We start from the raw sequence: 13,942 nt of genomic DNA, 5'->3' as shown, positions 1-13,942 counted from the left end.
TCAGCGCGGTCCCGACGACAGCGACCCGCCCGGCCGTCCCCCGTCCAGGTCCAGCTGCCCGCCGGCCAGCCGACCGTCGGTGCGCCGCGCCCGGTCGAGGTAGGTCCGGGACTTCTCGACCTCGCCCTCGAGCACCCCGATGGTCTGCGACATGCCGTCCAGGGCCTGGACCCGGAACTCGTCGATCGCGTCCATGGTGGCGTAGATGTTGGTGAAGGCCGCCTGCAGCTGCTCCAGCCCCAGCGTGGAGGAGGCCGCCTGCTCCTGGATCGCCACCGAGTTGTCCCGCAGCAGCTCGCTGGTGCTCTGGATCATCTGCGAGGTGGTCTGGTTGAGCGCCGTGATCTGGTCCAGCACGAGCTTCTGGTTGTTGAGCGCCTGGGCCACGAGGACCGCGGTGCGCAGCGCCGACACGGTGGTGGTCGAGGCCCGGTCCACACCCTTGATGAGCTCGATGTTGTTCTTCATGACGATGTCGATCGCCAGGTAGTTCTGGATGGACACCGCGAGCTGGGTGAGCAGGTCCTGGTGCTTCTGCCGGACGTAGAAGAGCACGTCCTCGCGCATCGCCTTGGCGCGGTCCGGGTCGCTGGCGTCCAGCTCGGCGATGGTCGCCGCGACCTTGGCGTCCAGCTGCTCGGCGATGTAGACGTACTGGTTGAGCCGGCCCATCGACTCCCACAGCTGCTGCTTCTCCATGTTGAGCGCCGCGTTGTCCTTGGCCAGCTCGTCCTGGCCGCTGCGCAGGGCGTGCAGGATCGCGTCGAGGTGCTTCTCGGCGGACTCGTACTTCTGGAAGTACTTGGTCATCCGGTCCGAGAAGGGCAGCCGCTCGAACCACTTCTTCACCCCGGTCGCCTGAGCCGGGTCGAGGTCCTCGACGGTGTGCCGCAGCTCGGTGAGGGTCTGCGCGACCTTCGACTCCTTGGACACCCCGCCCTGCTGGATGGCCCGGACGGGGGACTTGAGCAGGCGGTTCGAGGTCTCGGCCGCGGCCCGGATGTCGGCGTCGCCCATGGTCCGCACGTCCGCGGCGCGCTGCGCGAACTCCGGCGACCGGGTCTCGGTCTGGGTGAGTCCCGCGAGGTATGCCTCCACCTTGGCGTCCAGGGCGGGCATCGCCTCCGGGTCGACCTGGGGCGCCATGCGTGGTGCCGCGGTCTGGGCGACCGGCTCGGACGGCGAGGGGGCGGTGAGCACCAGGGGGTCCGCCTGGGGCTCCGGCGCGGCGAGCGGCTGCGGCTGGTCGGTCATCGTCTCTCCTCGAGGTGCCTGGTGCGGGGGCGCCCGCCCCCGCCGGGGCCTGCGCGCACTCGCGTGCGACGTCCCCATTGTGTCCCGGGTTCCACCTTTTCACACGGGGGCCACCATCCTCAGGTACGGATGGTCAGCCCCACCGTCACCGTGTCGCCGAGCTCGATCCCCTCCGCGCGGCGCACGGCGTCCTTGAGCGGTACCCAGAAGGCTCCCTGTCGCGGCCACAGCGACGTGGTGAAGTCGGTGCCGCCCACCCGGCCGCTCACCGGCACCATCCCCCAGCCGTAGGTGACCTCCCGCATCACCTCGGTGAGCCACTCGCTCTCCTCCGGCGGGGTGACGAGGAAGTGGAAGGGGGCCGGCCCCCGCCACTCGACCACCTCACCGGTGAACTCCAGGTCCGGGTCCTCGGTCATGCGGCCACGCTAGTGCGCCCGGCGGACGGAGGGTGTCCGTGACGGCGGCGGACCGCGGTGCGCCACGACATACGACAAGGCGTAGTATTAAGCCATGAACAGGCTCCTGATCCTGGGGGCGGGCACCGCGGGCACCATGGCCGCCAACCACCTCGCCAAGGCCCTCGACCACGACTGGTCGATCACCGTGGTCGACCGGGACGTCGACCACCACTACCAGCCCGGCTACCTCTTCGTGCCGTTCTGGATGGACCCGGACCGGGTCGTCAAGGACCGTCGCGACTTCCTGCCCGGGCGGGCGACCTTCCGCCAGGAGGCCGTGCGCCTGGTCCATCCCGGGCGGCGGCAGGTCGAGCTCGAGAGCGGTGACCTGCTGGACTACGACTGGCTGGTCATCGCCAGCGGCGCCGTGCCCCGTCCGGACCTCGTGCCCGGGATGGCCGACGGGTCGCTCTGGCGCGAGGCGGTGCACGAGTTCTACACCCACGAGGGCGCCACCGCGCTGAGAGCCGCGCTGGCCCGCTTCGACTCCGGCCGGTTGCTCGTGCACGTGAGCGAGATGCCGATCAAGTGCCCGGTCGCGCCGCTGGAGTTCGCCTTCCTGGCCGAGGACCACTACCGCCGGCGCCGGATCCGGCACCAGGTCGACATCACCTATGTGACACCGCTGGACGGGGCCTTCACCAAGCCGGTGGCCTCCGCCGAGCTGGGGGGTCTGCTCGAGGACCGCAGCATCCGTCTCGCCGCCGACTTCGCCGTGGAGCGGATCGACGACGAGCGTCGACGGCTGGTCGCCTACGACGGCCGTGAGCTGCCCTTCGACCTGCTGGTCACCGTGCCGCCGCACACCGGTCAGCAGTTCGTCGTCGACTCCGGGCTCGGCGACGACGCCGGGTTCGTGCCGGTGGACAAGCACACGCTGCGCAGCCGGGAGCACGAGCGGATCTTCGTCCTCGGTGACGCGAGCGACATCCCGACCTCCAAGGCGGGGTCGGTGGCGCACTTCGCCACCGAGCTGTTCGTCGACAACTTCCTGGCCGCCGTGGAGGGTCGGCCGCTGCCGAACTCCTTCGACGGGCACGCCAACTGCTTCGTCGAGTCCGGACGCGGGCAGGCGCTGCTGCTCGACTTCAACTACGACACCCAACCCCTCAAGGGCGCCTTCCCGGTGCCGATCGCCGGACCGATGCGGCTGCTCACGCCATCGCGCGCCAACCACCTGGGCAAGCTCGCCTTCGAGCAGCTCTACTGGAAGGTGCTGCTGCCCGGCCACCGGCTGCCCGTCACCGCCCACCTGTCGATGGCCGGCAAGAAGCCGGCGGAGGAGCACTGAACCCGATGCCCACCAACACCCTGAACGGACGCTCCTTCGCCGTCGACGAGGAAGGCTTCCTCACCGACCGCGACCAGTGGAGCGAGGAGCTGGCGACCGAGCTCGCGGCCCTCATCGGGATCGAGCTCGACGAGGAGCACCTGGCTCCGCTGCGCTTCATGCGCGAGGACTCGGCCCGGACCGGCGTCACCCCCACGCTCCGACGGATGCAGACCGTCGGTGGCTTCGACATCAAGGCTCTCTTCGGGCTCTACCCCGGCAAGCCGGCCAAGAAGATGGCCTGGCTGGCCGGTCTCCGCAAACCCGTCGGCTGCGTCTAGAGAGGCGATCCCCGTGACCACGACCACCAGCACCCTGCCGGAGGGCTTCATCCTCCCCGACTTCGGCGACGCACCCCGCACGACCCGGACGGTGCAGACCGGCGAGTCCTCCGCGGTGACCACCACGACGAGCTACGACGGCCCGCGCAAGATGGCCTTCATCTGCTCCAAGGGCAACCTCGACATGGCCTACCCCGCGCTCATCATGGGCAACGCCGCCCTCGGTGAGGGGGTGGAGGTCCACCTCTTCTTCACCTTCTGGGGCCTGGACATCGTCAACACAAAGACCAACGACAAGCTGCGCTTCACCATGGCCGGCAACACCGCCATGCACCTCGACGACCTGGGCCGCCTCCGACCCGGGCTCGAGCACGCCTCCGTGCCGCAGGCGCTCGGCAACCTGCCGGGGATGACCGGCATGGCCACCCGCATGCTCAAGCGGCAGATGGCCGAGCAGGACATCCCCACGGTGCCCGAGTTCCTCGACCTCCTGCAGGCGTCCGGCGCGCACCTGTACGCCTGCCGGCTCAGCTTCGACATGGCCAAGATGCTCGAGGCCGACCTGCACCCCGGTGTCGAGGGGGTCATCAGCGCCGGCGACTTCATCGAGATCGCCCAGGGCGCGCAGATCGTCTTCGTCTGAGGCCTGAGGGCCCGTTCGGCCGGCGGGCGGCGGGCGGCGGGCGGCCGGGCCAGGGTGGTCGCTGGGTGGCCGCCGGGCGTCCGCCGAGTGGTGCACATCCGCCCCATGGGCCACGCCCTCACCGTCGTGCGGGGACGATGCGATCTGCCGGGGGTATATCCCCGGCAGATCGCAAGATCTCGGCACGTCGGTGCTCGTGGGGTTGATGTGACCCTGGCGGCTCCGAGTCCGGCGCGCTGGGCGCCCGGGGGCGGCCGGGAGGTCAGCGCAGGCATACCTCCGGCAGGTCGAACCACCGGAGCTCGTCGGAGGCCCCGGCCTGCTCGTCGGTGGCCTCGGGCAGCGGCTCCCCGGTGGCGTCGGCGAGGAGGCGACGCGCGTCCTCCAGGTGCTCGGCGAGCAGCTCCTCGCCACCGGTCGGCCCGGGCGCGGGCAGGGTGACCGCGCCGTCGGACCCGAAGGTGATGTCGGCGAGCCGCACCGGCGGCTCGACGACCCCCGCGCGGTGCCGCCACAGACCGGTCATGACGTCGAAGCGGTAGTCGCCGAGCAGGCGCCAGCCGTCGCGGGCGACCAGGCGCACCGCCTCGATGACGTAGTCCGCCGCGGTGCCGGAGATGAAGTAGTTGAAGTTGACCCGCACCCAGCCCGGCTTGATCCCCTCGCAGCCCCGGGTGATCCGCTCCTGGAAGGCGTGCGAGCGGTCGGTGTCGATGCCCAGGAGGGTATGCCCGTAGGGCCCGGCGCAGGAGCAGCCGCCGCGCGCCTGGATCCCGAAGAGGTCGTTGAGCAGGGCGACGAGGAAGTTGTGGTGGAGGTAGGGCTGGGACCGGCCGCGCACCACGAAGGACAGGATCGAGAGCCGCTCGGCGTCAAGGTTTCCGAGCAGCTGGAGGTCGGGCTCGGCCGACCACGCGCGCACCGCCCGGCCGAGGAACTCGTCCTCGCGCGCCCGGATGGTGTCGACGCCGACCGCCTCCTTGAGTCGGAAGACCAGACCGGCCCGGATCGCCTCGACGATGGCCGGTGTGCCGCCCTCCTCCCGGTGCTCGGGGTCGGCGAGGTAGGAGTGCTCGGCCGGGTTGACGTAGGCGACCGTGCCGCCGCCCGGCACGTCCGGCACCCGGTTGGCGAAGAGCTCGCGGCGGGCGGCCAGCACGCCGGGGGTCGACGGGCCGCCGATGAACTTGTGCGGGGAGAGGAAGACCGCGTCCTTGTAGGCCTGCGGACGGCCGGCGGGTGCGGTCATCTCGATGTCGACGTAGGGCCCGGCGGCGGCGAAGTCCCAGAACGCCAGCGCACCGTGCTCGTGCAGCACCTCGGTGACCGCGTGGGTGTCGGTGATGATGCCGGTCACGTTCGACGCGGCCGAGAAGGAGCCGATGACGAGGGGCCGGTCGGCATACCGCTGCAGGGTCGCCCGCAGGTCGCCGGTGTCGATGTGTCCGTCGGCGTCCATCGCCACCTGCACGACGTCGGCGATGCTCTCGCGCCACGGGATCTCGTTGCTGTGGTGCTCGAACGGCCCGATGAGGACGACCGGGCGGCTCTCGGCGGGGATGTGCGCGCTCAGGTGGTGGGCGTCCTCGAGGACGGAGGGGATGCGCAGCCCGAGGACCCCGATGATCTTGGCGATGGCGCCGGTGCACCCCGAGCCGGTGAAGAGCACCACGGTGTCCTCGTCACCGCCGACCGCTGAGCGGATCGCGGCCCGGGCGTCCTCGCGCAACCTCGTGGTCTGCAGCCCGGTGCCGCTGGACTCGGTGTGCGTGTTGGCATAGCCGGGCAGGACGACGTCGCGGATGGCGTCCTCGATGAAGGTGAGGGCACGGCCCGAGGCGGTGTAGTCGGCGTAGGTGACGCGGCGCCGGCCGTAGGGCGTGCTCATGACGTGGTCCTCGCCGATGACCGACTCCCGGATCCGGCGCAGCAGCGGGTGGTCACCGGGGCCCACCGGCGTGGTCGGTGGCGCCGGGCTCTGCGTGGTCATGGCGCCCAGGGTGCCGAACCACCCCGGTCCGCACAACGCGCCTGGAGGCGAGCGAGGCATAACGACGCGGTATGCCTGCAGGTCAGGGCCCCGAAGGACGTCGCCGAGGCCGTCTGCCCCGTTGCTGCCGGAACGGTCGTGGCCCGACGGCTTAGGCTGGACCGTCAGCAGGTCGGCCGGACGGGCGACCACCGCGTGAGGGAGCAGGAGGACGCGTGGAGAGCACCGGCACACGCCTCGACGACGCCACGCGCCGCGCCGGGCTGCGGCAGATGCGGATGGTGGCGACCGGCCTGCTCGTGCTCATGGCGGTGATCTACGTCCTCACCCACGACCGGACCGGCGTGTGGGCCTACGTCAACGCCGGCGCCGAGGCGGGCATGATCGGGGCGATCGCCGACTGGTTCGCCGTGGTGGCGCTCTTCCGCCACCCGCTGGGGCTGCCGATCCCGCACACCGCGCTGGTGCGCCGCCGCAAGGACGACCTGGGCGACAGCCTCGAGCAGTTCGTCAGCGACAACTTCCTCACCGCGCCGGTGCTGCGCGAGAAGATCCTCGACGCGCAGGTCGTGCGGCGGCTGGGGGAGTGGGTGCGCGAGCCCGAGCACGCGGAGCGGGTCGTCACCGAGGCGGTGCCCTTCCTCATCCGTGCCGTCGAGCGGGTGGACGAGGAGGAGATCCGGATCCTCGTCGACGACGTCATCCTGCCGCGCGTCCGACGCGAGCCGCTGTCCCCGGTGGCCGGCCACCTGCTGGAGCGGGTCGTGGAGGACGGCTCGCACCGGGGCCTGGTCGACCTGCTCGCCCGTGAGCTGCACGCCTGGTTGGCCCTGCACCAGGACCAGGTCGAGTCGATCGTGCGCTCGCGTGCGCCCACCTGGGCACCGACCTGGGTCAACGACCAGGTCACCCGACGCGTCTACACCGAGGTCCTGCGCTGGGCCAAGGACGTCAAGGACGACCCTCAGCACACCGTGCGGCACGCGCTGGACGCCTACCTGGCCGACCTCGGCCGCGACCTGCAGCAGGACCCGCGCACCCAGGAGCGCTTCGAGTCGCTCAAGGACCGCGTGCTGGAGCACCCGCAGGTGAGCGCCACCGGCGTCGCGCTCGGCGAGACGCTGCTCAGCTCGGTCCTGGTCGCGCTGGAGGACCCCGCCAGCGCGCTGCGCTCGCGGATGTCCTCCGCCCTGGAGTCGCTCGGGCGGCAGCTGGTCGAGGACGAGCGGCTGCAGGCCCGGCTCGACGCCTGGACCGCCGACACCGTCGTGGACCTCGTCCAGCGCTACGGCCCGGAGATCACGTCGGTCATCTCGGGGACGATCCGCCGCTGGGACGCCCGGGAGGCCTCGGACAAGATCGAGCTGCACGTCGGCCGGGACCTGCAGTTCATCCGGCTCAACGGCACGGTCGTCGGCGCGCTCGTGGGCGTGACGATCCACGCGCTCTCCCAGCTGCTCTGAGACGACGCCGGGCCGAGGGCGGCTCGGGGCAGGGCCTGTGGACAACTTCTGCGCGGGGACGCCGGTCCGCGGCAGGCTCTGAGGCATGAGCTTCGAGGACCTTCCCCGCGACTGGCCCGCCCGGGTCCTGGACGACCCGGTGCTGACCGCCGACGTCGTCGACCTGGTCGTCAGCGACGCCGACCGCGGCGCCGGTGCGATCGGCTTCCTGCTGTGCCGCCCCGGCGGCACCCTGGCCCAACCCGTGGTGGTGGGGGACCTGCACGGCGAGGACCCCGTGCGGGTCCTGGACCGGATGGTCGAGATCATCACCGACCTGCCCGACACCCCGGGGTTCGTGCTCGCGATCGCCCGTGCGCGGGGACTGGTCGGTGACGCCGACCGACGGCTGCACCAGCACGCGCTGGACGCCTGCGCGAGGGCGGGTCTCACCCTGTGGGGGACCTATCTCGCCACCCGCACCGGGGTGACCCAGCTGCCCGTGGCGCTGGGCCTGAGCCCTCGGACCGGAGCCGCCTGAACCCGCGGGCCGGCCGCCGCCGGACCGGCACGCACCGACGAAACGCCTGGTGCCCGCTGGTTACAGTGGGAGACGTGCCCGAGCCCGACCGACGTCCGCGACCCGACCGGTCCGGTCCCGCCGAGGACGGGCGGTCCGGGGGCCCCGGCAGACGGCGTCGGGGGCGGGGCGGGAACGCCTCGGGGCGCCGTCGCCAGGGCGACACCCGCGACGGACGTGAGGCCAGGCATACCCGGTCCCCCGCCGGCGTCGAGGCACGTCGGGCCGCCGCGCCGGCCCCCACGGCGCTGCACTACCCGCCCGAGCTGCCCGTCAGCGAGCGCCGGGAGGACCTGCTGGCGGCGGTCCGCGACCACCAGGTCGTCATCGTCGCCGGCGAGACCGGCTCGGGCAAGACCACCCAGCTGCCCAAGATCTGCCTCGAGCTGGGGCGCGGTGTCGAAGGGATGATCGGGCACACCCAGCCCCGGCGGATCGCCGCCCGCTCGGTCGCCGAGCGGGTGAGCGAGGAGCTCGGGGTCGATCTCGGCACCGTGGTCGGCTACCAGGTCCGCTTCACCGACGTCTCCCGCGACGACACGCTCGTCAAGGTCATGACCGACGGCATCCTGCTGTCCGAGCTGCAGCGGGACCGTGACCTGCGGCGGTACGACACGATCATCATCGACGAGGCGCACGAGCGCAGCCTCAACATCGACTTCATCCTGGGCTACCTCAAGCAGCTGCTGCCGCGCCGCCCCGACCTCAAGGTCGTCATCACCTCCGCGACCATCGACGTGCAGCGCTTCGCCGCGTTCTTCTCCGACGCGCAGGGGGAGCCGGCCCCGGTCATCGAGGTCTCCGGACGCACCTACCCGGTGGAGGTGCGCTACCGACCCCTGGTCCGCGAGGGTCCGCCCCGCAAGGACGGGTCGGCGACCGAGGTCGAGGTCGACCAGGTCACCGGCGTGGTCGAGGCCGTCGAGGAGCTGTGGACCGAGGCCACCGGGCGCGACGGGCTGGGTGAGGACGTCCTCGTCTTCTGCTCCGGGGAGCGCGAGATCCGCGACGTCTGCGACGCGCTCACGGGGCTGGACCTGCCCGGCACCGAGGTGCTGCCGCTCTACGGCCGCCTCTCCGCCGCCGAGCAGCACCGGGTGTTCTCCCGGCACGCCGGGCGGCGCATCGTCGTGTCGACCAACGTCGCCGAGACCTCGCTGACCGTCCCGGGCATCCGGTATGTCGTGGACACCGGCACCGCGCGCATCAGCCGCTACAGCCAGCGGCTCAAGGTCCAGCGGCTGCCCATCGAGCCGATCAGCCAGGCCTCGGCCAACCAGCGGGCCGGCCGGTGCGGCCGGCTCGCGGACGGCATCGCCATCCGGCTCTACGGCGAGGACGACTTCGCGGCCCGCCCGGAGTTCACCGACCCGGAGATCCTGCGCACCAACCTCGCCAGCGTCATCCTGCAGATGACCAACCTGGGGCTGGGCGACATCGAGAGGTTCGGCTTCCTCGAGCCGCCGGACTCCCGCCAGGTCGCCGACGGCGTGCGCCTGCTCACCGAGCTCCAGGCCATCGACCCGACCGCCCCCGCGCACCTGCCCCGGAAGCGGCTCACGGCCTACGGCCGGGCGATCGTGCGGCTGCCGGTCGACCCGCGCCTGGCCCGCATGCTCATCGAGGCCGAGCGGCAGGGCTCCCTCAAGGAGGTGCTCGTCATCGTGTCGGCGCTGTCCATCCAGGACGTGCGCGAGCGGCCCGCCGACCACCAGCAGCAGGCCGACCAGGCGCACGCGCGGTTCCGGCGGGTCGGTGGGGCCACCGGCCCGGCCAGCCGCGGCGGTCAGCGGCAGGAGGGGGAGGCGTCGGCCAAGGACGTCGTCGACAGCGACTTCCTCGTCGTCCTCCACCTGTGGCGCTACCTGCAGCAGCAGCAGAAGGACCTCTCCGGCAGCGCGTTCCGGCGGTTGTGCAAGGCCGAGTTCCTCCACTACCTGCGGGTGCGCGAGTGGCAGGACCTGCACACCCAGCTCAAGCGGGCCGCCAAGCAGCTGGGGCTGGAGGTCAACCAGCACCCGGCGAACGCCGACCAGGTGCACACCTCGCTGCTCACCGGGCTGCTGTCCAACGTGGGCATGTGGGAGCGGGAGGCCCGGGCCTACCTGGGGGCCCGCAACGCCCGCTTCGTGCTCCAGCCCGGCTCGGTCCTGCACCGCCGCAACCCGGACTGGGTGATGAGCGCCGAGCTGGTGGAGACGACGCGGCTGTGGGCCCGCACCAACGCGGTCGTCGACCCGGCCTGGGTCGAACGGGCCGCGGCGCACCTGGTGAAGCGGTCCTACAGCGAGCCGCGCTGGTCGCGCTCGGCGGGGTCGGCGGTCGCCGACGAGCGGGTGACGCTCTACGGCATACCGCTCGTGGCGGGGCGCACCGTGCCGCTCGGCCGGATCGACCCCGAGACCGCCCGCGACCTCTTCATCCGCCAGGGCCTCGTCGAGGAGGACTGGGAGACGCGGCACGAGTTCTTCCACGCCAACCGGCGGCTGGTCAAGGAGCTGGGGCAGCTCGAGGCGCGGGCCCGGCGGCGCGACATCCTCGTCGACGACGAGACGCTGGTCGAGTTCTACGACGCGCGGATCCCGGCCGAGGTCGTGTCCGGCGCCCACTTTGACACCTGGTGGAAGACCGCCCGGACGCAGGATCCCGGTCTGCTCACCTTCACCGAGGAGCTGCTCGTCGGGGACGCCGGCGGGCAGGTCAGCGCGCAGGACTTCCCGACCGGGTGGCGCCAGGGCGAGCTCACCCTGGGCCTGACCTACCAGTTCGAGCCCGGCGCGAACGCCGACGGCGTCACCACCCACGTGCCGGTCGAGGTGCTCAACCAGGTCACCGAGGAGGGTTTCGACTGGCTGGTCCCCGGCATGCACGAGGAGCTGGTGACGGCGCTGGTCAAGGCGCTGCCCAAGGACGTGCGCCGCAACTTCGTCCCCGCACCGGACCACGCGCGGGCCGCGCTGCGGGGTATGCGCGAGGCCGGCTCGGTCGGGGTCGTCCCGGTCCGTGAGGCGCTGGCCGAGGAGCTGACCCGGCGCGGGCTGGTGCGGGTCTCGCCCCAGGACATGGACTGGGACCGCGTGCCCGACCACCTGCGGATGACCTTCCGGGTGGAGCGCGCCGTGCGTCCGGGGGACGGCGCGGGTCCCCAGGGTGGCGCGGGGAAGGGCGCGCGCGGCGGCAGGGGCAGACGGGGCCGTGGCCGGGTCGAGGTGCTGGGGGAGGGCAAGGACCTCGCGGACCTGCAGGAGCGGCTCGCCGGGCAGGTGCGCAGCACGATGGCCGCCGCGGCCTCGGGCGTCGAGCGCACCGGCCTCACGACCTGGCCGGCCGACCTCGACCCGCTGCCGGAGGACTTCAGCCGCTCGGTGGGTCCGCGGACCGTGCAGGGCTTCCCGGCGCTGGTGGACACCGGGCAGGCCGTGGACGTCCGGGTGCTCGCGACCCGCTCGGAGGCCGACCGGGAGACGCTGCGGGGGGTGCGCCGCCTGCTGCTGCTCGGCACGACGCCGCCGTGGAAACGGCTGCTGTCGCTGCTGTCCAACCAGCAGAAGCTCTCGCTGGGGCACAACCCGCACGGCTCGGTGCCGGCGCTGCTCGAGGACGCCCTGGCCGCGGCCGTGGACTCGGTGGTGGCGCAGCAGCCGGGGGCGACCGTCCGCGACCCCGCCCAGTTCGAGGCCGCGCTCGCCGGGGTGCGTCAGCAGAGCGTGCCGCGGGTGCTGGAGATCGTGGAGTCGCTCGTGCCGATCCTCGACACCGCGCGCGAGGTGTCGCTGCGGCTGCAGCGGTTGGACGCCCCGGCCGCCGCCGACCTCGCGACCGACCTGCGCCGCCAGCTCGACGCCCTGGTGCGGCCCGGCTTCGTGACGGAGGTGGGGCATGCCCGGCTGCCGCGGATGGTCGTGTGGCTGCGGGCGATGGCCGAGCGGCTGGACAAGGGGGTCCAGGACCTGCCCCGCGATCGCCGCCGCATGGAGGAGGTGCACGTCGTCGAGCGCGACCTCGCGGACTTCCTCGAGGCGCTGCCGCCGCACCGCCGGCAGGACCCCGACGTCCTGGAGGTCGTCTGGTCCGTCCAGGAGCTGCGGGTCTCCCTCTTCGCCCAGCGGCTCGGCACGCCCGCCCCGGTGTCGGCCAAGCGGATCTACGCCGCGATGGACCGTGCCGAGGCGGCGAGTTGACCTGACTCTCCCACCGGGCGTCGCGCATGGTTGCCCTGTCCTGCACCGGGCGTCGCGAATGGTTGCCCTGTCCTGCACCGGGCGTCGCGAATGGTTGCCCTGTCCTGCACCGGGTGCCGCGCATGGTGGCGGGCGCGCACCGGTCCGACCCTCTGGCACAGTCGGGGTATGGCTCCTCCCGACCCGACCGACCACGACCTGTCAACCGACCCCGAGCTCGGCGACTGGCGGGTCATCCTCGACCGGTTGCACACCCGGCTGCTCACCGGTGACTTCACGACCGGGGCGCGCCTGGTCGCCCGGATCGCCGAGGTCGCGGACGAGCTGGACCACCACCCGGACGTCGACCTGCGCTACGGGCACGTCACGGTGACGACCATCAGCCACGACGTCGGCCGGCTGACCGCCCGGGACCGCAGGCTGGCGGCGGCGATCAGCCGGCTCGCGCGTGAGGAGCGGGTCACGGCTGCGCCGCACCAGGTCAGTGCGCTCGAGATCGCGCTCGACGTCCTCGACGCGCCCGCCGTCGAGCCGTTCTGGGCGGCCGTCCTCGGCTACGAGACCGACGGCGAGCACCAGCTCCGGGACGCGGCCGGGCGGCTGTCGCCGATGTGGTTCCAGCAGATGGGCGAGGCGCGCCCCGGTCGGGGCCGCTTCCACCTCGACATCACCGTGCCGCACGACGTGGCCCGGCAGCGGGTGGAGGCCGCGGTGGCCGCCGGGGGACGTCTCGTCACCGACGAGTTCGCCCCGTCCTGGTGGGTGCTCGCCGACGCCGAGGGCAACGAGGTCTGCGTGTGCACGTGGCAGGGCCGCGAGGGCAGCGGAGAGCAGCAGGTATGACGTTGCGCGTCGGACTCTCCGGCGGCATCGGCTCGGGGAAGTCGACGGTGTCCGCGCAGCTGGCGTCGCTCGGTGCGGTCGTCGTGGACGCCGACGCGGTCGCGCGCGAGGTCGTCGGTCCTGGCACGCCCGGGCTGGCGCAGATCGCCGGACGCTTCGGCCCGGACGTCATCGCCGCGGACGGCAGCCTCGACCGGCCCGCGCTGGGACAGGTCGTGTTCGGCGACGCGCAGGCCCGCCGTGACCTGGAGGCGATCACCCACCCCCTGATCCGTCGCCGGTCGCAGCAGCTGTTCGAGGCCGCGCCCGATGACGCGGTCGTCGTGCACGACGTCCCGCTCCTGGTCGAGCTGGGGATGGGCGCCGACTACGCCCTCACCGTGATCGCCGACGTGCCCGAAGAGGAGCGGCTGCGCCGGCTGGTCGAGCTGCGCGGCATGGACGAACAGGCGGCCCGCTCACGGATCCGGGCGCAGGCGGACGACGGGCAGCGGCGGGCCGCGGCCGACGTGCTCCTCGACAACTCCGGCACCCTCGACGACCTGCGCCGACGCGTCGACGACCTGTGGTCCGCCCGGATCGTGCCGTTCCGCGAGCACCTGGCGGACGGCATACCGGGATCGGCGCCCGGGGCGGGCAGCTCCGGTGAGGACGAACGCCTCCGCGCCCGGGTCGAGGCCGCGCTCGGACGGCCGCTCGGCGAGGGCGTCGACCTGGGCGCGCTCGACGAACCAGCGGTGCGCCACGGTCTGCGCCGCCGCGGCCTGCTCATGCTGACCGGTGACGGGCAGGCCGCCGCCGACGGGAGAGCCTCAGGCGCGTCCGACGAGGTCGTCATCGCCTCGGCGGACCCGGCGTCGGCGGCGCGGCTGCGCCTCGGCATGGACTGACGGTCCTGCCACCGCCACGCGTCTGGTGTGTCCTGGCCGCGCGTCCG

The 13,942-nt window shown here is 72.7% G+C and carries 11 protein-coding genes; 8 read left to right on the top strand and 3 right to left on the bottom strand.

Going from position 1 to position 13,942, the window contains the following annotated elements; all coding sequences use genetic code 11:
- Nucleotides 1-1,254, bottom strand: a complete 1,254-nt coding sequence (locus Q0967_RS00265) for a toxic anion resistance protein (protein ID WP_298748034.1) — start codon at nucleotides 1,252-1,254, stop codon at nucleotides 1-3.
- 119 nt (nucleotides 1,255-1,373) lie between these two features.
- On the bottom strand, nucleotides 1,374-1,673 hold the full coding sequence (locus Q0967_RS00260; RefSeq protein WP_298748036.1) for a DUF1905 domain-containing protein: 300 nt from the start codon (nucleotides 1,671-1,673) through the stop codon (nucleotides 1,374-1,376).
- A 94-nt stretch (nucleotides 1,674-1,767) separates the two neighbouring features.
- Here Q0967_RS00260 and Q0967_RS00255 point away from each other — a divergent pair, with 94 nt between their 5' ends.
- Genes Q0967_RS00255 through Q0967_RS00245 form a run of 3 tightly spaced genes read left to right on the top strand, consistent with a single transcriptional unit; the run spans nucleotide 1,768 to nucleotide 3,969 of the window.
- The gene (locus tag Q0967_RS00255) at nucleotides 1,768-3,006 is read left to right on the top strand and encodes an NAD(P)/FAD-dependent oxidoreductase (RefSeq protein ID WP_298748039.1); all 1,239 of its coding nucleotides are present in this window, start codon (nucleotides 1,768-1,770) and stop codon (nucleotides 3,004-3,006) included.
- Between the two features lie 5 nt (nucleotides 3,007-3,011).
- Entirely contained in the window at nucleotides 3,012-3,326 is a 315-nt protein-coding gene (locus Q0967_RS00250; RefSeq protein WP_298748042.1) for a TusE/DsrC/DsvC family sulfur relay protein, read from the top strand.
- Between the two features lie 13 nt (nucleotides 3,327-3,339).
- Nucleotides 3,340-3,969, top strand: a complete 630-nt coding sequence (locus Q0967_RS00245; protein ID WP_298748045.1) for a DsrE/DsrF/DrsH-like family protein — start codon at nucleotides 3,340-3,342, stop codon at nucleotides 3,967-3,969.
- A 262-nt stretch (nucleotides 3,970-4,231) separates the two neighbouring features.
- Here the strand turns inward: Q0967_RS00245 and Q0967_RS00240 are convergent, their stop codons facing one another.
- Nucleotides 4,232-5,959: an aminotransferase class V-fold PLP-dependent enzyme gene (locus Q0967_RS00240; protein ID WP_298748048.1), complete on the bottom strand. Its 1,728-nt coding sequence runs from the start codon at nucleotides 5,957-5,959 to the stop codon at nucleotides 4,232-4,234.
- Between the two features lie 215 nt (nucleotides 5,960-6,174).
- Between Q0967_RS00240 and Q0967_RS00235 the strand changes: the two genes are divergently transcribed.
- From Q0967_RS00235 to coaE, 5 genes are all read left to right on the top strand, one after another.
- Complete coding sequence (locus Q0967_RS00235; protein WP_299448776.1) at nucleotides 6,175-7,422, top strand: DUF445 domain-containing protein; 1,248 nt, start codon at nucleotides 6,175-6,177, stop codon at nucleotides 7,420-7,422.
- 85 nt (nucleotides 7,423-7,507) lie between these two features.
- Nucleotides 7,508-7,942 (top strand): hypothetical protein, encoded by a 435-nt coding sequence (locus Q0967_RS00230; RefSeq protein ID WP_298748054.1) that lies wholly within the window; start codon nucleotides 7,508-7,510, stop codon nucleotides 7,940-7,942.
- Nucleotides 7,943-8,016: 74 nt separating this feature from the next.
- Nucleotides 8,017-12,162, top strand: coding sequence for an ATP-dependent RNA helicase HrpA (gene hrpA, locus Q0967_RS00225; protein ID WP_298748057.1), 4,146 nt, complete (start codon nucleotides 8,017-8,019; stop codon nucleotides 12,160-12,162).
- 168 nt (nucleotides 12,163-12,330) lie between these two features.
- Nucleotides 12,331-13,005, top strand: a complete 675-nt coding sequence (locus Q0967_RS00220; RefSeq protein WP_298748060.1) for a VOC family protein — start codon at nucleotides 12,331-12,333, stop codon at nucleotides 13,003-13,005.
- Nucleotides 13,002-13,895, top strand: coding sequence for a dephospho-CoA kinase (gene coaE, locus Q0967_RS00215; RefSeq protein WP_298748063.1), 894 nt, complete (start codon nucleotides 13,002-13,004; stop codon nucleotides 13,893-13,895). The genes Q0967_RS00220 and coaE overlap by 4 nt, the downstream gene beginning before the upstream one ends.
- Nucleotides 13,896-13,942: the final 47 nt, after the last annotated feature.

Source organism: uncultured Serinicoccus sp. (assembly GCF_947500995.1).
In the GTDB taxonomy this organism is placed as follows: Bacteria; Actinomycetota; Actinomycetes; order Actinomycetales; family Dermatophilaceae; genus Ornithinicoccus.
Note: the sequence above shows the minus strand (reverse complement) of the source record. Positions and strands in the feature narration are given on the sequence as shown.

Bases quoted from the DNA above. Each gene is read 5' to 3' on its own strand.
- Q0967_RS00265 (WP_298748034.1), bottom strand. From the start codon at position 1,254: ATGACCGACCAGCCGCAGCCGCTCGCCGCGCCGGAGCCCCAGGCGGAC.
- Q0967_RS00260 (WP_298748036.1), bottom strand. From the start codon at position 1,673: ATGACCGAGGACCCGGACCTGGAGTTCACCGGTGAGGTGGTCGAGTGG.
- Q0967_RS00255 (WP_298748039.1), top strand. From the start codon at position 1,768: ATGAACAGGCTCCTGATCCTGGGGGCGGGCACCGCGGGCACCATGGCC.
- Q0967_RS00250 (WP_298748042.1), top strand. From the start codon at position 3,012: ATGCCCACCAACACCCTGAACGGACGCTCCTTCGCCGTCGACGAGGAA.
- Q0967_RS00240 (WP_298748048.1), bottom strand. From the start codon at position 5,959: ATGACCACGCAGAGCCCGGCGCCACCGACCACGCCGGTGGGCCCCGGT.
- Q0967_RS00230 (WP_298748054.1), top strand. From the start codon at position 7,508: ATGAGCTTCGAGGACCTTCCCCGCGACTGGCCCGCCCGGGTCCTGGAC.
- Q0967_RS00220 (WP_298748060.1), top strand. From the start codon at position 12,331: ATGGCTCCTCCCGACCCGACCGACCACGACCTGTCAACCGACCCCGAG.
- coaE (WP_298748063.1), top strand. From the start codon at position 13,002: ATGACGTTGCGCGTCGGACTCTCCGGCGGCATCGGCTCGGGGAAGTCG.